Raw genomic sequence first — 20,114 nt, 5'->3', positions numbered from 1 at the left:
CGGGAGTAAAGACAGATGAGCATGCAAGATCCGATCGCGGATATGCTGACCCGTATCCGTAACGGTCAATCCGCAAACAAAGTCGCGGTCACCATGCCTTCCTCCAAGCTGAAAGTGGCAATTGCCAACGTTCTGAAGGAAGAAGGTTTTATTGAAGATTTTAAAATCGAAGGCGACGCCAAGCCTGTTCTGGAATTAGCACTTAAGTATTTCCAGGGTAAGGCAGTGGTAGAAAGCATTCAACGTATCAGCCGTCCAGGTCTGCGCATCTATAAGAAAAAAGATGAGCTGCCAAAAGTTATGGCCGGTTTAGGTATCGCTGTTGTTTCTACCTCTAAAGGTGTTATGACTGATCGTGCAGCTCGCCAAGCTGGTCTTGGTGGCGAGATTATCTGCTACGTAGCTTAATTCGGGAGGAAAGAATGTCTCGTGTTGCAAAAGCACCCGTCGTCATTCCTGCCGGCGTAGAGGTAAAACTCAACGGTCAGGTTATTTCGATTAAGGGTAAGAACGGCGAGCTGACTCGTACCGTCCATAGCGCTGTTGAAGTTAAGCAAGAAGAAAATACACTGACTTTCGCTCCACGCGAAGGCGCTGTAGACGGTTGGGCCCAAGCGGGTACCACTCGTGCACTGCTTAATGCAATGGTCGTTGGTGTTACCGAAGGCTTCACTAAGAAGCTTCAATTGGTAGGTGTAGGTTACCGTGCCGCAGTTAAAGGCAACGTGGTGAATTTAGCTTTAGGCTTCTCTCATCCAGTTGACCATGAATTGCCGGCTGGCATCACTGCCGAATGCCCGACCCAAACTGAAATCGTGCTGAAAGGCGCTGATAAGCAGGTGATTGGTCAGGTTGCAGCAGATTTACGTGCCTACCGTCGTCCTGAGCCTTATAAAGGCAAGGGTGTCCGTTACGCCGACGAAGTCGTGCGTACCAAAGAGGCTAAGAAGAAGTAAGGTAACACTATGGATAAGAAAGCAGCTCGTATCCGTCGTGCGACCCGCGCACGCCGCAAGCTCAAAGAACTGGGTGCGACTCGCCTGGTGGTACATCGTACCCCACGCCATATTTACGCGCAGGTTATTGCACCAAACGGTTCAGAAATTTTGGTAGCAGCTTCTACTGTAGAAAAAGCTATCAATGAGCAATTGAAGTACGCCGGCAACAAAGATGCCGCCGCAGCTGTAGGTAAAGCTGTTGCAGAGCGCGCATTGGAAAAAGGGATCACGAAAGTATCCTTTGACCGTTCCGGTTTCCAATATCATGGTCGAGTCCAGGCACTGGCAGATGCTGCCCGTGAAGCTGGCCTTCAGTTCTAAGGTAGAGGTGTAAGATGTCACACATCGAAAAACAAGCTGGCGAACTGCAGGAAAAGCTGATCGCGGTAAACCGCGTATCTAAAACCGTAAAAGGTGGCCGTATTTTCAGCTTTACCGCACTGACAGTAGTTGGTGATGGTAACGGTCGCGTTGGTTTTGGCTACGGCAAAGCACGCGAAGTTCCGGCAGCGATCCAGAAAGCGATGGAAAAAGCCCGTCGCGCTATGATTAATGTTGCTTTGGATAACGGTACTCTGCAGCACCCAGTTAAAGGTGCTCACACAGGTTCCCGTGTATTCATGCAACCAGCTTCTGAAGGTACCGGTATTATCGCCGGTGGTGCAATGCGCGCCGTCTTGGAAGTTGCAGGGGTTCATAACGTATTGGCCAAGGCCTATGGTTCTACTAACCCGATCAACGTGGTTCGTGCAACTATTGCAGCTCTGGAAGATATGAAATCCCCAGAAATGGTCGCTGCTAAGCGTGGTAAGTCCGTCGAAGAAATTCTAGGGAAATAACCATGGCAAAGACTATTAAAGTAACTCAAACAAAAAGCAGTATCGGTCGTTTGCCGAAACATAAGGCAACTCTGATCGGTTTAGGTCTGCGTCGTATTGGTCATACTGTAGAGCGTGAGGATACTCCTGCTGTGCGTGGTATGGTCAACTTGGTTTCCTACATGGTTAAAGTTGAGGAGTAACAGATGCGTTTAAATACTCTGTCTCCGGCTGAAGGTGCCAAGCATGCGCCGAAGCGTGTAGGTCGTGGTATCGGTTCTGGCCTGGGTAAAACTGCTGGTCGTGGTCACAAAGGTCAGAACTCACGTTCTGGTGGTGGCGTACGTCGTGGTTTTGAAGGTGGTCAGATGCCTTTATATCGTCGTTTGCCGAAATTCGGCTTCACCTCTCGCAAAGCTATGATCACGGCAGAAGTTCGTCTGTCTGAACTGGCTTTAGTGGAAGGCGACGTAATCGACCTGAACACGCTGAAAGCCGCTAACGTTGTTGGTACCCAGATTGAGTTCGCGAAAGTTATGCTTTCAGGCGAAATCACTCGTGCGGTAACTCTTCGTGGTCTGCGTGTCACCAAAGGCGCTCGTGCTGCTATCGAAGCTGCTGGCGGTAAAATTGAGGAATAAGTAGCAGATGGCTAAGCAACCAGGATTAGATTTTCAAAGTGCTAAAGGCGGATTAGGCGAACTGAAGCGCAGACTTTTGTTTGTTATCGGTGCGCTTATTGTTTTCCGTATCGGCTCTTTTATTCCGATTCCTGGTATCGATGCCACTGTGCTTGCTAAATTGCTCGAGCAGCAGAGAGGGACCATCATTGAAATGTTTAACATGTTCTCTGGTGGTGCTCTCAGTCGTGCTTCTATCTTTGCCTTGGGTATCATGCCGTATATTTCGGCATCGATTATTATCCAACTGTTAACGGTGGTTCATCCAGCGTTAGCAGAGATAAAGAAAGAAGGGGAGGCTGGCCGTCGTAAGATTAGCCAGTACACCCGCTATGGCACGTTGGTATTGGCTATATTCCAATCGATCGGTATTGCTACCGGTCTGCCGAATATGCCTGGGATGCAAGGTCTGGTAATCAATCCAGGCTTTGCTTTCTATTTTACCGCTGTTGTTAGCTTGGTCACTGGGACTATGTTCCTAATGTGGCTCGGCGAACAGATTACTGAGCGTGGTATCGGTAACGGTATTTCAATCATAATCTTTGCTGGTATTGTTGCTGGTCTTCCACCTGCAATAGCCCATACCATCGAGCAAGCTCGGCAAGGCGACCTGCACTTCCTCCTGTTGCTGTTGGTTGCAGTATTAGTGTTTGCAGTAACCTTCTTCGTTGTTTTCATTGAACGTGGTCAGCGGCGTATCGTCGTTAACTATGCCAAACGTCAACAAGGTCGTCGTGTTTATGCAGCACAGAGCACACACTTACCGTTGAAAGTGAATATGGCAGGGGTTATCCCAGCAATCTTCGCTTCCAGCATAATTCTGTTCCCTGCCACGATTGCATCATGGTTTGGGGGCGGGACAGGTTGGAACTGGCTGACGACTATTTCGATGTATTTGCAGCCGGGACAGCCGCTTTATGTGTTACTCTATGCGTCTGCAATCATCTTCTTCTGTTTCTTCTACACGGCGTTAGTGTTCAACCCGCGTGAAACAGCAGATAACCTGAAGAAGTCCGGTGCATTCGTGCCAGGAATTCGTCCGGGAGAGCAAACGGCGAAGTACATCGATAAAGTAATGACGCGTCTAACCTTAATTGGTGCGATGTATATTACTTTCATCTGCCTGATCCCGGAGTTCATGCGTGACGCGATGAAAGTACCATTTTACTTTGGTGGTACCTCCCTACTTATCGTAGTGGTGGTCATCATGGACTTTATGGCTCAAGTGCAAACTCTGATGATGTCTAGTCAATATGAGTCTGCATTGAAGAAAGCAAACCTGAAAGGCTATAACCGCTAATTCAGGGATGTTTGAGAAGTTACGGAGAGTAAAAATGAAAGTTCGTGCTTCCGTCAAGAAATTATGTCGTAACTGCAAAATTGTTAAGCGTAACGGTGTCGTTCGCGTAATCTGCAGTGCCGAACCAAAGCATAAACAGCGTCAAGGCTGATTTATCTTGCATATTTTTCTTGCAAAGTTGGGTTGAGCTGGCTAGATTAGCCAGCCAATCTTTTGTATGTGACTGCAATACTATTTGAGTATCCTGAAAACGGGCTTTTCAGAATGGTATTGCTGTATAAAATAGTAGGAGTGCATAGTGGCCCGTATAGCAGGCATTAACATTCCTGATCAGAAACATACCGTTATCGCGTTAACTGCGATCTACGGCATCGGTAAGACCCGTTCACAGGCTATCTGTGTTGCAGCGGGTATTGCTGAAAATGTTAAGATCAGTGAGCTGTCTGAAGAGCAAATCGAGAAGCTGCGTGACGAAGTTGCCAAGTACGTTGTAGAAGGTGATCTGCGTCGTGAGGTGACCCTGAGCATCAAGCGTCTGATGGACCTTGGGACTTATCGTGGTTTGCGTCATCGTCGTGGTCTACCAGTTCGCGGTCAGCGTACTAAGACCAACGCACGTACCCGTAAGGGTCCGCGTAAACCGATCAAGAAATAATCGGGGTGATTGAATAATGGCAAAGGCACCTATTCGTGCACGCAAGCGTGTAAGAAAGACAGTCTCTGACGGTGTGGCTCATATCCATGCTTCTTTCAACAACACCATCGTTACTATTACAGATCGTCAAGGTAACGCATTGGGTTGGGCAACAGCAGGTGGTTCCGGTTTCCGTGGATCTCGTAAGTCTACTCCGTTTGCAGCGCAAGTTGCAGCAGAGCGCTGCGCTGACGCAGTGAAAGAATACGGTATCAAGAATCTGGAAGTTATGGTTAAAGGACCTGGTCCGGGCCGTGAGTCTACTATCCGTGCGTTAAACGCGGCTGGTTTCCGCATCACTAATATTACTGATGTGACTCCGATCCCTCATAACGGTTGTCGTCCGCCGAAAAAGCGCCGCGTATAACGCTGCTTTTAGGTTTGTTGGAGAGAGAAAATGGCAAGATATTTGGGTCCTAAGCTCAAGCTGAGCCGTCGTGAGGGCACAGACCTGTTCCTTAAGTCTGGCGTTCGCGCGATTGACACCAAGTGTAAGATTGAACAACCACCTGGCCAGCACGGTGCGCGTAAACCGCGTCTGTCTGACTACGGTGTGCAGTTACGTGAGAAACAAAAAGTTCGCCGTATCTATGGTGTTCTAGAACGTCAATTCCGTAACTACTATAAAGAAGCAGCACGTCTGAAAGGCAACACAGGTGCAAACCTGTTACAACTGCTGGAAGGCCGTCTGGATAACGTAGTTTACCGTATGGGCTTTGGCGCAACTCGTGCTGAATCACGTCAGCTGGTTAGTCATAAAGCTATCATGGTAAATGGTCGCGTTGTTAACATCGCTTCTTATCAGGTATCTCCGAATGACGTAGTCAGCATCCGTGAGAAAGCTAAAAAGCAGTCTCGTGTTAAGGCAGCTTTGGAGCTGGCTGAGCAGCGTGAAAAGCCGACTTGGCTGGAAGTTGATGCTGTCAAGATGGAAGGTGTGTTCAAACGTATTCCTGAACGTACTGATCTGTCTGCGGACATTAACGAACACCTGATCGTCGAGCTTTACTCCAAGTAAAGCTTAGTACCAAAGAGAGGACACAATGCAGGGTTCTGTGACAGAGTTTCTAAAACCGCGCCTGGTAGATATCGAGCAAGTCAGTTCGACGCACGCCAAGGTGACCCTTGAGCCGTTAGAGCGTGGCTTTGGCCATACTCTCGGCAACGCACTGCGCCGTATTCTGCTTTCATCTATGCCGGGTTGCGCGGTGACCGAGGTTGAGATTGATGGTGTACTGCATGAGTACAGCACCAAAGAAGGCGTACAGGAAGATATCCTGGAGATCCTGCTCAACCTGAAAGGGCTGGCGGTGAGAGTTCAGGGTAAAGATGAAGTTATTCTTACCCTGAATAAGTCTGGCATTGGCCCTGTGACTGCAGCCGATATCACCCATGACGGGGATGTCGAAATCGTCAAGCCGCAGCACGTTATCTGCCACCTGACCGATGAGAACGCATCTATTAGTATGCGTATCAAAGTTCAACGTGGTCGTGGTTATGTGCCGGCTTCTGCCCGAATTCATTCGGAAGAAGATGAGCGCCCGATTGGTCGTCTGTTAGTAGACGCATGCTATAGCCCTGTAGAGCGTATTGCCTACAATGTTGAAGCAGCGCGTGTAGAACAGCGTACCGACCTGGACAAGTTGGTTATCGAGATGGAAACCAATGGTACGATCGATCCTGAAGAGGCGATCCGCCGTGCGGCAACTATCTTGGCTGAACAGCTTGAAGCTTTCGTTGACCTACGTGATGTACGTCAGCCGGAAGTTAAAGAAGAGAAGCCAGAGTTCGATCCGATCCTGCTGCGCCCTGTTGACGATCTGGAATTGACTGTCCGCTCTGCTAACTGCCTCAAGGCAGAAGCTATCCACTACATCGGTGATCTGGTACAGCGTACCGAGGTTGAGTTGCTGAAAACGCCGAACCTGGGTAAAAAATCTCTTACTGAGATTAAAGACGTGCTTGCTTCACGTGGTCTTTCTTTAGGCATGCGCCTAGAAAATTGGCCGCCAGCTAGCATTGCTGACGAGTAACCGGATCACAGGTTAAGGTTTTACTGAGAAGGATAAGGTCATGCGCCATCGTAAGAGTGGTCGTCAACTGAACCGTAACAGCAGCCATCGCCAGGCTATGTTCCGTAACATGGCCGGCTCTTTGGTTCGTCATGAGATAATCAAGACGACCCTGCCGAAAGCGAAAGAGCTGCGTCGCGTTGTTGAGCCGCTGATTACTCTTGCCAAGACCGACAGCGTAGCTAATCGTCGTCTGGCATTCGCCCGTACTCGTGATAACGAGATCGTGGCAAAACTGTTTAACGAGCTAGGCCCGCGTTTCGCGAGCCGCGCCGGTGGTTACACTCGCATTCTGAAGTGTGGCTTCCGTGCAGGCGACAACGCACCGATGGCTTACATCGAGTTAGTTGATCGTGCTGCTTCGCAAGCAGAAGTAGTTGCTGCAGAGTAATCTGTAAACGCGTAAAAAAACCGGGCTTGCCCGGTTTTTTTACATCTATAATTCAGTGAGATAGATTAACTCTTCCCATATATTGCCAATCCCCTCTTATTATTTAGCCACCGATCCTTTACCCTTAACTATTCTTCGATTTTATAAAATCTGATCTCTGGATCGTGATATGGAATTAATTGATCAATGGGCGGAACGGTACATTATTGATGCTCAGCAAAAGGGTGAGCTCGATAATTTGCCTGGGAGCGGTAAACCATTACAGTTAGATGATGACTCCCTTGTTCCTCCTGAGTTGAGAGCTGGATACAGATTACTGAGAAATGCAGGGTACCTCCCCGTTGAATTGCAGGATCGCCAAGAAGCACTTACTATCGTCGAATTATTGTCACAACTAGAAGCACAATATACACCGCACGATAACTACCAAAATTTACGTAAGCGCTTGGCATTATTGGAACTTAGATTGAGGCAAGCGGGGCTTAGCACCGACTTTCTTCATCAAGAGTACCAACATAAAGTGGTCGATAAGCTGTCAAAAGAGGAGTAACTAAATGTTAAAAATTGGGCAGCTAGCTAAACTTGCCGATGTTACACCAGATACTATTCGCTACTATGAGAAACAAGGAATGATGGATCATGGGAAACGGACAGAGGGCGGTTACCGACTCTATAGTGAGCAAGATTTGCAACGTTTACGATTTATCCGCTACGCGAAGCAACTTGGGTTTACATTAGAAACTATCGCAGAATTACTGTCGATTCGCGTCGATCCCGAACATCATACCTGCAAGGAATCAAAAGCAATTGTAGATTCTCGATTACATGATGTTGAAAGTAAGATAACTGAGCTAAAAAGAATGCGCGAATCACTAAAACGCCTTAGTCGTGCGTGCTGCGGCAGTACTCATGCGACGACATATTGTTCTATTTTAGAGGCCCTGGAACAGGGAGCGACAGAAGAACGGGCCAAAGGCTAAATTTTCAGAGGGGTAGTTTTATTCAGTATACATTAGCTGTATTATGTGTGGGATTTTTAACCAATAACTTATCAGTGAGGCTCTATCATGACGGTATATCGGCATACCAAGGGGAAAATTAAAGATAATGCGGTGGAAGCATTACTCCATGACCCGCTTTTCAGGCAACGTATTGAGAAAAATAGTAAAGGGAAAGGAAGTTATCGGCGTAAAGAAAAATACGCCAAAGGCGGTAACTGGGAGGCCAGTGGTAAGCAATCAATAGATTCTTTACCACTGGCCTTCTGATTTGAAAACAACGTAAGGGCCACCAAATTTCTGATGGCCATTACATTTATTGAAGCTGAATTTACTTTGATTGCTGCGCTTTCAGTAAATCACGAATCTCTGCTAACAGCTTTTCTTCTGTTGTTGGTGCTGGGGGCGCTGCTGGCTCTTCCGCCTTTTCACGGCGCATTTTATTCATTAATTTCACTGCGGAAAATATTGCCAGCGCTACAATAACAAAATCGAAAATGCTTTGAATAAATGTACCATAGTTCATGACTACAGCAGGTATAGTCCCTTCAGCAGCACGTAATATGAAATGGAATTGCTTGAAATCGACCCCTCCGAGCAATAAACCGAGTGGTGGCATGATGATGTCGGCGACAAGTGAAGAAACAATTCGGCCAAATGCGGCACCAATAATTACCCCGACAGCCAAATCGACCACATTGCCACGCATGGCAAATTCACGAAATTCCTTCATAAAACTCATAAATGGCACCTCCTTTAAAAATGAATGACTTAATCTTAGCTAAATAAAACTCGGCAGTACCATAATTATAGAAAAATTCCCCACTATCTATCGAAATAGTTTTAACTTATAAATGGGTTCAAATTAGTTAATTATTACAGGAAGAACGGGCTTGGTTGGAACAACCGCTCTACATCGGGCACGAATTTTTTGTGAGTAATAAACATCACTACGTGGTCACCCTGTTTAATGATTGAGTTACCATTGGCAATAATAACCTCGTCTCCACGCACTATTGCCCCAATGGTTGTACCTGGTGGTAACTTTATATCTTCAACCATTCGGCCAACAACTTTCGATGTGGTTTCATCACCGTGGGCAATTGCTTCGATTGCCTCAGCAACACCGCGTCTTAACGAAGAAACACTGACAATATCTGCTTTACGTACATGACCTAAAAGAGCCGAAATGGTGGCCTGTTGTGGTGAGATGACAATATCAATCACACTTCCCTGAACCAGATCGACATAAGCGCTACGTTGAATTAATACCATTGCTTTTTTCGCGCCCATCCGTTTTGCCAGCATAGCGGACATAATATTGGCTTCGTCGTCATTGGTAATGGCAATAAAGACATCAACCTGTTCAATGTGCTCTTCAGCTAACAGTTCCTGATCTGATGCATCGCCATAAAATACAATAGTATCGTGCAACATCTCGGCTAATTCGGCAGCTCGCTGCGGGTTACGCTCAATTAATTTTACACTGTAATCTTTCTCTAATCGTAGAGCTAACCCGGCACCGACATTACCACCACCAACAATCATAATGCGTTTGTAGGGTTTCTCAAGACGTTGCAACTCACTCATTACTGCACGAATATGCTGTGAAGCCGCAACAAAGAAGACTTCATCACCCGCTTCAATGATTGTTGAACCTTGTGGACGAATTGGCCGATCTTGACGAAAGATGGCTGCAACTCGAGTATCAATATGTGGCATATGCTCACGCAGGGATGATAATGCATTCCCCACCAACGGGCCGCCATAATAAGCTTTTACCGCAGCAATACTGACTTTACCTTCAGCAAAATTAACTACCTGTAATGCACCCGGATATTCGATTAGCTTATAGATATAATCGATAACAAGCTGTTCCGGTGATATCAAATGGTCAATAGGTACCGCTTCTGGCAGAAAAAGCTTATCAGCTTCACGAATATATTCAGCTGAACGAATACGGGCGATGCGATTTGGTGTATTAAATAATGAATACGCAATTTGGCAGGCAACCATGTTGGTTTCATCAGAATTGGTCACGGCAACCAGCATATCAGCATCCTCTGCCCCCGCTTCCCGCAACACTCTCGGATGCGATCCATGCCCTTGTACCACACGCAGATCAAATTTATCCTGCAACTGGCGTAGGCGGCCAGAGTCAACATCCACGATTGTGATGTCGTTGTTCTCACCTACCAGATTTTCTGCCAGGGTTCCGCCAACTTGCCCCGCCCCAAGAATAATTATTTTCATAGCGTTCTCTGTTCCACACTGAAATTAGGTTTTGAGGCATAGCCAAAGCCACGATTATCTTTTGAACAACTTCGCATAAAAGAAACCATCGCCATCCTCAGGGTGTGGCAAGTTTTGTTTACCGGGCGCGGTGTTAGTCCCAGTTTCAACTAATTCTGCGTCACTATGTCGTTGTAGGAAAGCAGCTATCTGCTGCTGATTTTCTTCTGGTAATATCGAACAGGTGGCATAAACCATTACGCCGCCTTTCTTCAGTCTAGGCCAGATAGCTTCAATGATCTCAGATTGTAATGCTGCCAGGTCTGCAATATCACTGTCGCGGCGCAACCATTTGATATCGGGGTGGCGGCGAATCACACCAGTTGCAGAGCAGGGAGCATCTAGCAGAATGCGATCAAATTGCTGATCACCACACCATGTTTCAGGGGTACGACCGTCGCCGACTCGCACTACAGCATGTAATTTCAGGCGTTGTAAATTCTCATTGACCCGACTCAGCCGTTGTTCATCAATATCAACAGCCAATACATGTGCTTTTGGAGCCGCTTCGAGGATGTGGGTTGTTTTACCACCCGGAGCGGCACATAAATCAAGGATCTGTTCACCATTTTGCGGATCAAGCAGATCAACACAGCCTTGGGCTGAGGCATCTTGCACTGTTACCCAGCCTAGTTCGAAACCAGGCAGATCACTAACGGCACAAGGTGTAATAAGCCTTACTGCATCGGGATAATAGGCATGAGGTTCGGCATCTATTCCTGCTTCTTTTAACAGGTCGAGATATTCACCACGGGTATGATGGAGACGACTAACCCGCAGCCACATTGGTGGTTTTTGGTTATTCGCATCCACAATTTGCTGCCATTGGTCTGGATAGGCCTGCTTAATACGCGCTAATAACCAACTAGGATGCAGGTAGCGGCTATCGTTATTTGCAGCGCGCTCCAGTAATTCCACTTGCTGGCGCTGGAACTGGCGTAGTACCCCATTGATCAACCCTTTTAGCTGCGGGCGTTTTAGTGCGGTAGCACCTTCAACCGTTTCGGCCAAAGCAGCATGTGGAGGAATACGGGTATAAACCAACTGATACAGTCCGATCATAATCAGATAGTGAAAAATACGCTGTTTACCGGTCATCGGGCGCGCCATCAACTGCTGGATGCACCACTCGAGTTGTGGCAGAACACGCAAAGTGCCAAAACACAACTCCTGCAGCAATGCGCGATCTTTATCGGAAATATTTTTCTGTAGCCCAGGCAAAACAGTACTGAGCGATTGCCCCTGATCCAATACCTGGCTAATTGCTTTAGCAGCGATGCTGCGGAGATTATATGTGTTTTTCATAACCAAAAAAGCCGACAAACGTCAGCAAATAAAGGGAAAGTGGCCCGATGATGAAGTATCGAGCAATGAAACTTATACCCGTCATCTTTCAAGTTGCAGATGTTTGGCTGTTCTTGTTACTTGGCTCATACATGTGCTTCGCCTCTGGGGCGGCTGCTTGAAATCCATAGGGTATATAGTTGAAACAAATCTATTATGCTAGTTGGCTACCAGGTGTAAACCATTCGCGGCGTGAATTTAATAAATCGGCCGCTGACATGGCTTTTTTCCCTGCGGGTTGTAATTGCGTTATATTTAAAACGCCATCCGCCGTTGCCACTTGAATCCCATGTTTATCAGCATGGATAATAGTCCCTGGCTTGATATCCTCAACCGCAGCAAACACTTGTGCTTGCCAGACTTTTATCGGCTGTTCATCAACGACAAAATAGCTGACTGGCCAAGGATTAAAAGCACGGATACAGCGTTCTAACTGAACTGCAGAAAGTGACCAATCTAGTTTGGCCTCCTCTTTACTGAGCTTTTCTGCATAAGTAACCTGCGCTTCATTTTGTACTTCTGGCTGTGTACTGCCTTCGGCTAATTGTTGTAATGTTACTAATAAGCCCTGAGGCCCCAATTGCGCCAACTTATCGTACAGTGTCGCACTGGTATCTTCCGGTTGAATATCACATTCAATTTTATGCAGCATATCGCCGGTATCTAACCCGACATCCATCTGCATGATAGTCACTCCGGTTTTTGCATCACCAGCCCAAACAGCACGTTGGATTGGTGCAGCACCACGCCAGCGAGGTAGTAGGGAACCGTGTACATTAATGCAGCCTAACCGTGGCATAGCCAATACTGAAGCGGGCAGAATCAAACCATAGGCCACTACCACCATAATGTCGGCGTTAAGATCAGCCACTAAATGTTGGTTTTCCTCAGGCTTCAGTGATTTTGGCTGAAGAACAGGTATTCCGTGTTGCTCAGCCAAGATTTTTACGGGGCTTGGTGTGAGTTTATTACCTCGGCCAGCAGGGCGGTCCGGTTGAGTGAAAACACCAACAATCTGATGTTGGGAAGACAACAACGCGCCAAGATGGCGCGCTGCAAAATCAGGAGTTCCGGCAAAAATAATCCGCAAAGAATCAGACACGTTGGTTTCCTGCATTAGATGGGGTTAGTCGGCTCGGGCATTTAACTTGGCCATTTTCTCCAACTTTTGGCGGATACGCTGGCGTTTTAGCGGTGATAAATAGTCCACAAACAGTTTGCCAACCAAATGGTCCATTTCGTGCTGAATACAGATTGCTAATAAATCATCCGCTTCCAGTTCGAACGGTTTACCGTCACGGTCCAGTGCTCTGACTTTTACTTTTTCAGCGCGAGGGACTAATGCCCGTTGCTCAGGAATTGATAAGCAACCTTCTTCGATGCCGGTTTCACCGCTTTTCTCCAACAGTTCTGGGTTAATCAACACCAGGCGTTGGTCACGATTTTCCGAAACATCAATCACGATAATTTGTTTATGAACATCCACTTGGGTTGCGGCAAGACCAATGCCTTCCTCTGCGTACATCGTCTCGAACATGTCGTCCACAATACGCTGGATTTCGCCATTGACTTCTTTTACCGGCGCAGCAATTTTGCGCAGCCGCTCATCTGGGTAATGTAATACTTGTAATACTGACATAAATATCTAGATCTGCGTCCGAGTAGTGAATGATATTCAATCTCTATTCTAGACATTTCCTGCTCTGATTGACAGCATCGTCTACCAATTGAACAAATCGGTGTCAGCATAGAAAGTAAGCCAGGGAGGCAATATGTTAGCGGCTGAATTATGGCTCAGGATGAGTAAGGTTAAGGGGCTTGGAGTAGCGAAAGGTAGTGCACTGGTCAGGCGGTTACTTGCCCGTGGTGATATTCACCCTGGTAGATTAGCTGCTTATGGATTGGACGCTCAGCAATGCCAGCAATTCTATCAGGCAGATCCCCACTATATTGAGGCCACACTAACCTGGTTGAACCAACCCTCTCACCACTTATTGGCCTATGGTGAAGCTGGCTATCCACCCCGTTTAGCCCATATCTCTGCCGCTCCTCTGATACTGTTTGTTTCTGGCGAGTTGGATGTTGTGTATTGCCCCCAAGTTGCCATGGTCGGTAGCCGCCATTTCAGCCATTATGGTGAGCAATGGGGCCGCTATTTTGCTTCAGAGCTGGCTCGAACGGGATTGGTTATCACCAGTGGCTTGGCCATTGGGATCGATGGGATTTGCCATCAAGCGGCGTTGAATGCGAAAGGAAAGACCGTTGCGGTATTAGGTAGCGGGTTGGAGAATATATATCCACGCCGGCATCGTCATTTGGCCAAAGAAATTGAGTACCAAGGCGGGGCACTGGTTTCCGAGTTTTTAACGACAGCATTGCCGATTGCCGCCCATTTCCCCAGAAGGAACCGTATTATCAGTGGGCTAAGCTCTGCGGTATTGGTCGTTGAAGCGACGTTGAGAAGTGGCTCTTTGATTACTGCCCGCTATGCTATAGAACAAGGGAGAGATGTTTTTGCTTTACCGGGGCCATTAGGCAGTGCAACCAGTGAAGGTGTGCACTGGCTGATTCAACAAGGTGCGTATCTGGTAAGGTCAGCACAAGAGGTAGCTACACAAGTGGGTGGTTCACTTCAATGGATATCATTGCCCGAGAAAGTAACTATTTCTGCATCAGGGGCGCAAGTTGAATTGCCATTTGCTGATGTGTTGGCTAACGTAGGGGATGAGGTGACACCCGTTGATGTCGTCGCCGAACGCGCCGGCCAACCTGTGCCAGATATCGTGAGCAAATTGCTCGAGCTGGAGTTAGCAGGGTGGATCGCAGCTGTACCCGGCGGCTATGTCCGATTAAGGAGGGCAGGCCATGTTCGACGTTTTAATTTACTTATTTGAAACTTATATGCATAACGAGTCGGAAATGCTTGTTGATCAAGACAAGATTACTGACGATCTTGCTGACGCAGGTTTCTATCGTGAGGATATCAACAACGCCCTGAACTGGTTAGAGGCTCTTGCAGACCTACAAGAAGGGCAGAAAGCACCTTATCTCTATGCCGCTGACCCACAAGCATTACGGATTTATACGGCGGAAGAAGCCCAACGCCTGGATACCACTTGTCGCGGCTTCATCCTATTTCTTGAGCAAATTCAGGTATTACACCTTGATACCCGTGAGATGGTCATCGACCGTATTATGGCGTTAGATTCTAATGAGATTGATCTGGAGGATCTCAAGTGGGTTGTGCTGATGGTGTTGTTTAACATACCAGGTTACGAAAGTGCCTATCAGCAGATGGAAGAGTTACTTTTTGAAGTCAATGAAGGCTATTTGCACTAAGTGGTAGTATCGCTGGCTAATAACCTTATATAGAAGGCGTTATGACGAAAACAGTTATTGCCAAGGATAATGGGGCGTGCCCTGAATGCGGGTCAGCTTTAGTTATTCGTAGTGGTGGTCATGGCCCATTCCTTGGTTGTTCACATTATCCTGGCTGCCAATACATGCGCCCACTGAAAGCGCAATCTGATGGTCATATTGTGAAAGTTCTTGAAGGGCAGCATTGTCCTGACTGCAGTTCGGAAATGGTGTTACGGCAAGGGCGTTTTGGTATGTTTATTGGTTGTAGCCAATATCCACAATGTGCTCATACTGAAGTTATTGATAAGCCTGATGAGACATCGATTGATTGTCCACAATGTGGCCAAGGCAAATTGCTACAGCGTAAGTCCCGGTTTGGAAAGGTTTTCCACGCCTGCAATCGTTATCCCGATTGCCAGTTTACAATTAATCAGCAACCCATTGCCGGAGAGTGCGCGTATTGCCACTATCCATTGTTAATGGAAAAGAGAACCGCACAAGGCGTAAAACGTTTTTGCGCTAGCAAATTGTGTGCAAAGGCAGTGGTCAGTGAGTAATAACAGCGTGAATAAACAAGAGAATAGTGGGGCTCTGTCAGATGTGTTACGGGCACTGCAACAAGAAGAAGTCGTCGCTTATCCAACAGAAGCTGTTTTTGGTTTAGGTTGTGACCCTGATAGTGAAAAAGCAGTAAATGCTTTATTAGCTTTAAAACAGCGCCCATGGCAAAAAGGTCTGATCTTAATCGCCGCGAACTATGAGCAGTTGAAGCCGTATGTTGATGACTCAACGCTGAGTATGGCGCAACGGGAAACGCTCTTTTCCTGTTGGCCAGGGCCGGTCACGTGGGTCATTCCTGCTTGTGCTAATACGCCACGTTGGTTAACGGGTACTTTTGGCTCATTGGCTGTAAGGGTGAGTGACCATCCACTGGTACAGCAGCTTTGTTCGCAATATGGCAAGCCACTGGTTTCAACCAGTGCTAACTTAAGCGGTCACGAGCCATGCCGTACAGAAGCTGAAGTGAGAATGCAATTTGGCCCTTCTCTCCCTGTGCTCTCCGGTGAGGTTGGTGGCCGTTTGAATCCATCTGAAATAAGAGATGCATTAACCGGTAAACAATTTCGCCAAGGATAGAAGGATAGAAAGTAGCATGGATCAGAATTTCGCAGTGTTTGGTAACCCCATTGGGCACAGTAAGTCGCCAAGAATTCATGCGCTTTTTGCCGAGCAGACAGGTATAGAGCATCGATACGGTATGGTGCTGGCCGCTCATGGTGCTTTTGAGGAAACGTTAGCGTCGTTTTTTGCAGATGGTGCATTGGGCGCGAATATTACCACGCCCTTTAAAGAGCGCGCTTATGCCAAATGTGATGAACTAACCGATCGTGCATCGCTGGCAGGGGCTGTGAATACTATCAAACAATTAGAAGATGGCCGCTTGTTAGGTGACAATACTGATGGTATTGGTTTGCTCAGTGATCTTGAGCGCCAGGGTTTGATCCGAGTTTCTGATCGGATCTTGCTAGTGGGTGCGGGTGGCGCGGCTCGCGGTGTGATTTTGCCGTTACTCTCTTATGGTTGCACGGTGGTCATCACTAACCGAACTTACAGCCGTGCTCAGCAGCTGGCCGAAGTATTTCATCATTTGGGTGATATCGAAGCTGCCGAAATGCAGGCACTTAGTGGGCAGCAGTTTGATTTGATCATAAATGCGACCGCTTCTGGAATTCATGGCGAAGTGCCAAACTTACCTAAAGAGATTATTAGCGCAAAAACACGTTGCTATGACATGTTTTATCAAGCAGGCGATACGCCATTTTTAGCTTGGGCTAAGCAGTTGGGTGTGGTGGGTTACGCTGATGGCTTAGGGATGCTGGTGGGGCAAGCAGCACACGCTTTCAAACTTTGGCATGGTGTAATGCCGCAGATAGCACCGGTGTTAAATACGTTGCGTGATGAATTGAGTAAATAGACGATCTTGCATAATGCAGGGAAGGCAATGATTGACTCCCTGCATCTTATGCTGTGACTTATTTAGTTTCTGCCAGATAGTCATCTTTCCAGCGGACGTAGTTGCTCGCGGAGTAAAGTAAGCCTTCTAATTCTGCTGGCGTTAAAGGGCGAATTTGCTTGGCTGGGCTTCCCATATAGAGGTAACCACTAACTAATCGTTTCCTTGGGGAAACCAGACTCCCTGCGCCAATCATCACATCATCTTCGATAACTGCACCATCTAATAAAATAGAACCCATTCCCACCAGTACCCGATTGCCAATAGTGCAACCGTGGAGCATCGCTTTATGACCGACGGTAACGTCTTCGCCAATAACCAGTGGGTTCCCTGCAGGATTATGCTCGGAATGATGGGTTACGTGTAACACACTGCCATCTTGGATATTTGAACGAGCGCCAATAACTACCTGATTAACATCACCACGAATAGCAACCAACGGCCAGACACTGACATCATCACCCAAAATGACATTACCGATGATCACACTCGATCCATCGATCATTACGCGTTTACCAAGAGTAGGTGAATAATGAAGATAAGGGCGGATAGGGTCGGACATAACAATAGCCTCTTAATAAGATCACACTTTACCGGCAATACTAGCCTTTGCTGATGGAATTACAACCAATCGACCGTTGGGATCATAGGGAAAATGCAATGGATCGACCAAGATCTGCACGTAAGGAGTGAAAAGTATTCAAACAGTAGAAAAAGGCGAAAAAAGAGTTGTGCAAAAAATTCGACTCCCTATAATGCGCATCCATCGAGACGGCACACAACGAATCAAGTAGTTAAGTGACCGGCAGAGAGAACAGAGAAATTCAACGAAATTAGTAGTTGACTCTGAATGAGGAAAGCGTAATATGCGCACCTCGCGTTACCAACCACCGGTTGCTAACGCACTGCTCTTTAACAATTTATCAGACAATCTGTGTGGGCACTCGCAAGACGATATCGAAGCCTGTTTCGGCAGGCAGAAGAAATATCAAAGTCTTGAAGAGTGACCAAAGCAGTACACATTTGAACTTCGGTTCGAATGCTTATTTGCAGAAAGTAATCTTTGAGCATCGCTATGTTAACTCATAGCAAATCAAACAAATCTTAAATTGAAGAGTTTGATCATGGCTCAGATTGAACGCTGGCGGCAGGCCTAACACATGCAAGTCGAGCGGCAGCGGGAAGTAGTTTACTACTTTGCCGGCGAGCGGCGGACGGGTGAGTAATGTCTGGGAAACTGCCTGATGGAGGGGGATAACTACTGGAAACGGTAGCTAATACCGCATGACCTCGTAAGAGCAAAGTGGGGGACCTTCGGGCCTCACGCCATCGGATGTGCCCAGATGGGATTAGCTAGTAGGTGGGGTAATGGCTCACCTAGGCGACGATCCCTAGCTGGTCTGAGAGGATGACCAGCCACACTGGAACTGAGACACGGTCCAGACTCCTACGGGAGGCAGCAGTGGGGAATATTGCACAATGGGCGCAAGCCTGATGCAGCCATGCCGCGTGTGTGAAGAAGGCCTTCGGGTTGTAAAGCACTTTCAGCGAGGAGGAAGGCAGTCGTGTTAATAGCACGATTGATTGACGTTACTCGCAGAAGAAGCACCGGCTAACTCCGTGCCAGCAGCCGCGGTAATACGGAGGGTGCAAGCGTTAATCGGAATTACTGGGCGTAAAGCGCACGCAGGCGGTTTGTTAAGTCAGATGTGAAATCCCCGCGCTTAACGTGGGAACTGCATTTGAAACTGGCAAGCTAGAGTCTTGTAGAGGGGGGTAGAATTCCAGGTGTAGCGGTGAAATGCGTAGAGATCTGGAGGAATACCGGTGGCGAAGGCGGCCCCCTGGACAAAGACTGACGCTCAGGTGCGAAAGCGTGGGGAGCAAACAGGATTAGATACCCTGGTAGTCCACGCTGTAAACGATGTCGACTTGGAGGTTGTGCCCTTGAGGCGTGGCTTCCGGAGCTAACGCGTTAAGTCGACCGCCTGGGGAGTACGGCCGCAAGGTTAAAACTCAAATGAATTGACGGGGGCCCGCACAAGCGGTGGAGCATGTGGTTTAATTCGATGCAACGCGAAGAACCTTACCTACTCTTGACATCCACAGAACTTAGCAGAGATGCTTCGGTGCCTTCGGGAACTGTGAGACAGGTGCTGCATGGCTGTCGTCAGCTCGTGTTGTGAAATGTTGGGTTAAGTCCCGCAACGAGCGCAACCCTTATCCTTTGTTGCCAGCACGTAATGGTGGGAACTCAAGGGAGACTGCCGGTGACAAACCGGAGGAAGGTGGGGATGACGTCAAGTCATCATGGCCCTTACGAGTAGGGCTACACACGTGCTACAATGGCAGATACAAAGTGAAGCGAACTCGCGAGAGCAAGCGGACCACATAAAGTCTGTCGTAGTCCGGATTGGAGTCTGCAACTCGACTCCATGAAGTCGGAATCGCTAGTAATCGTAGATCAGAATGCTACGGTGAATACGTTCCCGGGCCTTGTACACACCGCCCGTCACACCATGGGAGTGGGTTGCAAAAGAAGTAGGTAGCTTAACCTTCGGGAGGGCGCTTACCACTTTGTGATTCATGACTGGGGTGAAGTCGTAACAAGGTAACCGTAGGGGAACCTGCGGTTGGATCACCTCCTTACCTAACGATACGCATTGCGCAGTGTCCACACAGATTGTCTGATAGAAAGTAACGAGCAAATAAGGCCGGGCTGAGAGATTAGTCGGGCTTTAGTACCTTGTTGGGTCTGTAGCTCAGGTGGTTAGAGCGCACCCCTGATAAGGGTGAGGTCGGTGGTTCAAGTCCACTCAGACCCACCAACTCATCCTCATACTGCGTTACAGACACATTCGTTTATATCCATAAACGTCGCGTGACTGCGCCTTGTCTGAGAATGAGTTATGCCGATAAGGTATTTTGCTTTTTATATGGGGCTATAGCTCAGCTGGGAGAGCGCCTGCCTTGCACGCAGGAGGTCAGCGGTTCGATCCCGCTTAGCTCCACCATATAAAAAAACTATTTCAAAACGTACTGCGGTCGTAAGGCACAGTGTGTTGTGAAATATTGCTCTTTAACAATCTGGAACAAGCTGAAAATTGAAACAATACAGCTGAAACTTATCTCTCCGTAGAATGACTGAGATAA

At 47.6% G+C, this 20,114-nt stretch carries 28 protein-coding genes, 2 tRNA genes and 1 rRNA gene; 25 read left to right on the top strand and 6 right to left on the bottom strand.

Features of this window, described 5'->3' with window-relative positions; all coding sequences use genetic code 11:
• Positions 1-15 precede the first annotated feature (15 nt).
• The 16 genes from rpsH to EL015_RS19870 all read left to right on the top strand — a co-directional run bounded on the left by rpsH (position 16) and on the right by EL015_RS19870 (position 8,221).
• The gene (gene rpsH, locus EL015_RS19945; protein ID WP_005186256.1) at positions 16-408 is read left to right on the top strand and encodes a 30S ribosomal protein S8; all 393 of its coding nucleotides are present in this window, start codon (positions 16-18) and stop codon (positions 406-408) included.
• Between the two features lie 14 nt (positions 409-422).
• Positions 423-956, top strand: a complete 534-nt coding sequence (gene rplF / locus EL015_RS19940) for a 50S ribosomal protein L6 (protein ID WP_004391415.1) — start codon at positions 423-425, stop codon at positions 954-956.
• Between the two features lie 9 nt (positions 957-965).
• The gene (gene rplR / locus EL015_RS19935; RefSeq protein WP_004391413.1) at positions 966-1,319 is read left to right on the top strand and encodes a 50S ribosomal protein L18; all 354 of its coding nucleotides are present in this window, start codon (positions 966-968) and stop codon (positions 1,317-1,319) included.
• A gap of 14 nt (positions 1,320-1,333) precedes the next feature.
• Complete coding sequence (gene rpsE / locus EL015_RS19930) at positions 1,334-1,837, top strand: 30S ribosomal protein S5 (protein WP_004391412.1); 504 nt, start codon at positions 1,334-1,336, stop codon at positions 1,835-1,837.
• Between the two features lie 2 nt (positions 1,838-1,839).
• Entirely contained in the window at positions 1,840-2,019 is a 180-nt protein-coding gene (rpmD, locus tag EL015_RS19925) for a 50S ribosomal protein L30 (protein ID WP_002213339.1), read from the top strand.
• Positions 2,020-2,022: 3 nt separating this feature from the next.
• Complete coding sequence (rplO, locus tag EL015_RS19920) at positions 2,023-2,457, top strand: 50S ribosomal protein L15 (RefSeq protein ID WP_004391411.1); 435 nt, start codon at positions 2,023-2,025, stop codon at positions 2,455-2,457.
• 7 nt (positions 2,458-2,464) lie between these two features.
• The gene (gene secY, locus EL015_RS19915; protein WP_002213344.1) at positions 2,465-3,796 is read left to right on the top strand and encodes a preprotein translocase subunit SecY; all 1,332 of its coding nucleotides are present in this window, start codon (positions 2,465-2,467) and stop codon (positions 3,794-3,796) included.
• 34 nt (positions 3,797-3,830) lie between these two features.
• On the top strand, positions 3,831-3,947 hold the full coding sequence (rpmJ, locus tag EL015_RS19910; RefSeq protein WP_002227352.1) for a 50S ribosomal protein L36: 117 nt from the start codon (positions 3,831-3,833) through the stop codon (positions 3,945-3,947).
• A gap of 147 nt (positions 3,948-4,094) precedes the next feature.
• Complete coding sequence (gene rpsM, locus EL015_RS19905; RefSeq protein ID WP_004702348.1) at positions 4,095-4,451, top strand: 30S ribosomal protein S13; 357 nt, start codon at positions 4,095-4,097, stop codon at positions 4,449-4,451.
• 16 nt (positions 4,452-4,467) lie between these two features.
• Positions 4,468-4,857: a 30S ribosomal protein S11 gene (gene rpsK / locus EL015_RS19900; RefSeq protein WP_004709234.1), complete on the top strand. Its 390-nt coding sequence runs from the start codon at positions 4,468-4,470 to the stop codon at positions 4,855-4,857.
• A gap of 30 nt (positions 4,858-4,887) precedes the next feature.
• On the top strand, positions 4,888-5,508 hold the full coding sequence (rpsD, locus tag EL015_RS19895) for a 30S ribosomal protein S4 (RefSeq protein WP_002218949.1): 621 nt from the start codon (positions 4,888-4,890) through the stop codon (positions 5,506-5,508).
• Between the two features lie 25 nt (positions 5,509-5,533).
• Positions 5,534-6,523 (top strand): DNA-directed RNA polymerase subunit alpha, encoded by a 990-nt coding sequence (locus tag EL015_RS19890; protein ID WP_002438685.1) that lies wholly within the window; start codon positions 5,534-5,536, stop codon positions 6,521-6,523.
• A 40-nt stretch (positions 6,524-6,563) separates the two neighbouring features.
• Complete coding sequence (gene rplQ, locus EL015_RS19885; RefSeq protein WP_004391407.1) at positions 6,564-6,953, top strand: 50S ribosomal protein L17; 390 nt, start codon at positions 6,564-6,566, stop codon at positions 6,951-6,953.
• Positions 6,954-7,122: 169 nt separating this feature from the next.
• A complete protein-coding gene (locus EL015_RS19880) occupies positions 7,123-7,503 on the top strand; it encodes a DnaJ family domain-containing protein (protein ID WP_005186258.1) in 381 nt (126 codons plus the stop codon).
• A 4-nt stretch (positions 7,504-7,507) separates the two neighbouring features.
• Positions 7,508-7,933, top strand: coding sequence for a Zn(2+)-responsive transcriptional regulator (zntR, locus tag EL015_RS19875; RefSeq protein ID WP_005186259.1), 426 nt, complete (start codon positions 7,508-7,510; stop codon positions 7,931-7,933).
• 87 nt (positions 7,934-8,020) lie between these two features.
• Positions 8,021-8,221 (top strand): alternative ribosome-rescue factor A, encoded by a 201-nt coding sequence (locus tag EL015_RS19870; RefSeq protein WP_005186260.1) that lies wholly within the window; start codon positions 8,021-8,023, stop codon positions 8,219-8,221.
• A gap of 61 nt (positions 8,222-8,282) precedes the next feature.
• On the opposite strand, the gene mscL is transcribed toward EL015_RS19870, so the two are convergent.
• The 5 genes from mscL to def form a co-directional block, all read right to left on the bottom strand.
• Positions 8,283-8,693 carry a large-conductance mechanosensitive channel protein MscL gene (gene mscL, locus EL015_RS19865; RefSeq protein WP_032906607.1) on the bottom strand — a complete coding sequence of 137 codons (411 nt, stop codon included), beginning with the start codon at positions 8,691-8,693 and terminating at the stop codon, positions 8,283-8,285.
• 134 nt (positions 8,694-8,827) lie between these two features.
• Positions 8,828-10,204: a Trk system potassium transporter TrkA gene (gene trkA, locus EL015_RS19860; RefSeq protein ID WP_005186262.1), complete on the bottom strand. Its 1,377-nt coding sequence runs from the start codon at positions 10,202-10,204 to the stop codon at positions 8,828-8,830.
• A 54-nt stretch (positions 10,205-10,258) separates the two neighbouring features.
• Entirely contained in the window at positions 10,259-11,548 is a 1,290-nt protein-coding gene (gene rsmB / locus EL015_RS19855) for a 16S rRNA (cytosine(967)-C(5))-methyltransferase RsmB (protein WP_005186270.1), read from the bottom strand.
• A 193-nt stretch (positions 11,549-11,741) separates the two neighbouring features.
• A complete protein-coding gene (gene fmt / locus EL015_RS19850; RefSeq protein WP_032906608.1) occupies positions 11,742-12,689 on the bottom strand; it encodes a methionyl-tRNA formyltransferase in 948 nt (315 codons plus the stop codon).
• Positions 12,690-12,713: 24 nt separating this feature from the next.
• The gene (gene def, locus EL015_RS19845) at positions 12,714-13,226 is read right to left on the bottom strand and encodes a peptide deformylase (protein WP_005186275.1); all 513 of its coding nucleotides are present in this window, start codon (positions 13,224-13,226) and stop codon (positions 12,714-12,716) included.
• A 133-nt stretch (positions 13,227-13,359) separates the two neighbouring features.
• On the opposite strand from def, the gene dprA reads away from it, so the two are divergent.
• Genes dprA through aroE form a run of 5 tightly spaced genes read left to right on the top strand, consistent with a single transcriptional unit; the run spans position 13,360 to position 16,922 of the window.
• Positions 13,360-14,481 (top strand): DNA-protecting protein DprA, encoded by a 1,122-nt coding sequence (dprA, locus tag EL015_RS19840; protein WP_005186282.1) that lies wholly within the window; start codon positions 13,360-13,362, stop codon positions 14,479-14,481.
• Positions 14,453-14,926, top strand: a complete 474-nt coding sequence (locus EL015_RS19835; protein ID WP_032906609.1) for a DUF494 family protein — start codon at positions 14,453-14,455, stop codon at positions 14,924-14,926. Before dprA ends, EL015_RS19835 begins: the two co-directional genes overlap by 29 nt.
• Positions 14,927-14,967: 41 nt before the next feature.
• Positions 14,968-15,504 (top strand): DNA topoisomerase family protein, encoded by a 537-nt coding sequence (locus tag EL015_RS19830; protein ID WP_005186287.1) that lies wholly within the window; start codon positions 14,968-14,970, stop codon positions 15,502-15,504.
• 7 nt (positions 15,505-15,511) lie between these two features.
• The gene (gene tsaC / locus EL015_RS19825) at positions 15,512-16,084 is read left to right on the top strand and encodes an L-threonylcarbamoyladenylate synthase type 1 TsaC (protein WP_005186289.1); all 573 of its coding nucleotides are present in this window, start codon (positions 15,512-15,514) and stop codon (positions 16,082-16,084) included.
• A gap of 16 nt (positions 16,085-16,100) precedes the next feature.
• Positions 16,101-16,922 carry a shikimate dehydrogenase gene (aroE, locus tag EL015_RS19820; protein WP_032906611.1) on the top strand — a complete coding sequence of 274 codons (822 nt, stop codon included), beginning with the start codon at positions 16,101-16,103 and terminating at the stop codon, positions 16,920-16,922.
• Between the two features lie 58 nt (positions 16,923-16,980).
• On the opposite strand, the gene EL015_RS19815 is transcribed toward aroE, so the two are convergent.
• A complete protein-coding gene (locus EL015_RS19815) occupies positions 16,981-17,523 on the bottom strand; it encodes a gamma carbonic anhydrase family protein (RefSeq protein WP_005186294.1) in 543 nt (180 codons plus the stop codon).
• 304 nt (positions 17,524-17,827) lie between these two features.
• Here EL015_RS19815 and EL015_RS21765 point away from each other — a divergent pair, with 304 nt between their 5' ends.
• The 4 genes from EL015_RS21765 (at position 17,828) to EL015_RS19795 (ending at position 19,975) form a co-directional block, all read left to right on the top strand.
• On the top strand, positions 17,828-17,968 hold the full coding sequence (locus EL015_RS21765) for a hypothetical protein (protein ID WP_162484277.1): 141 nt from the start codon (positions 17,828-17,830) through the stop codon (positions 17,966-17,968).
• Between the two features lie 99 nt (positions 17,969-18,067).
• Positions 18,068-19,610: ribosomal RNA gene (locus tag EL015_RS19805) — 16S ribosomal RNA — on the top strand.
• Positions 19,611-19,712: 102 nt separating this feature from the next.
• Positions 19,713-19,789, top strand: a tRNA-Ile gene (locus EL015_RS19800).
• A 110-nt stretch (positions 19,790-19,899) separates the two neighbouring features.
• A tRNA-Ala gene (locus EL015_RS19795) sits at positions 19,900-19,975 on the top strand.
• Positions 19,976-20,114 lie beyond the last annotated feature (139 nt).

This window comes from Yersinia intermedia, assembly GCF_900635455.1.
Taxonomy (GTDB): Bacteria; Pseudomonadota; Gammaproteobacteria; order Enterobacterales; family Enterobacteriaceae; genus Yersinia; species Yersinia intermedia.
Note: the sequence above shows the minus strand (reverse complement) of the source record. Positions and strands in the feature narration are given on the sequence as shown.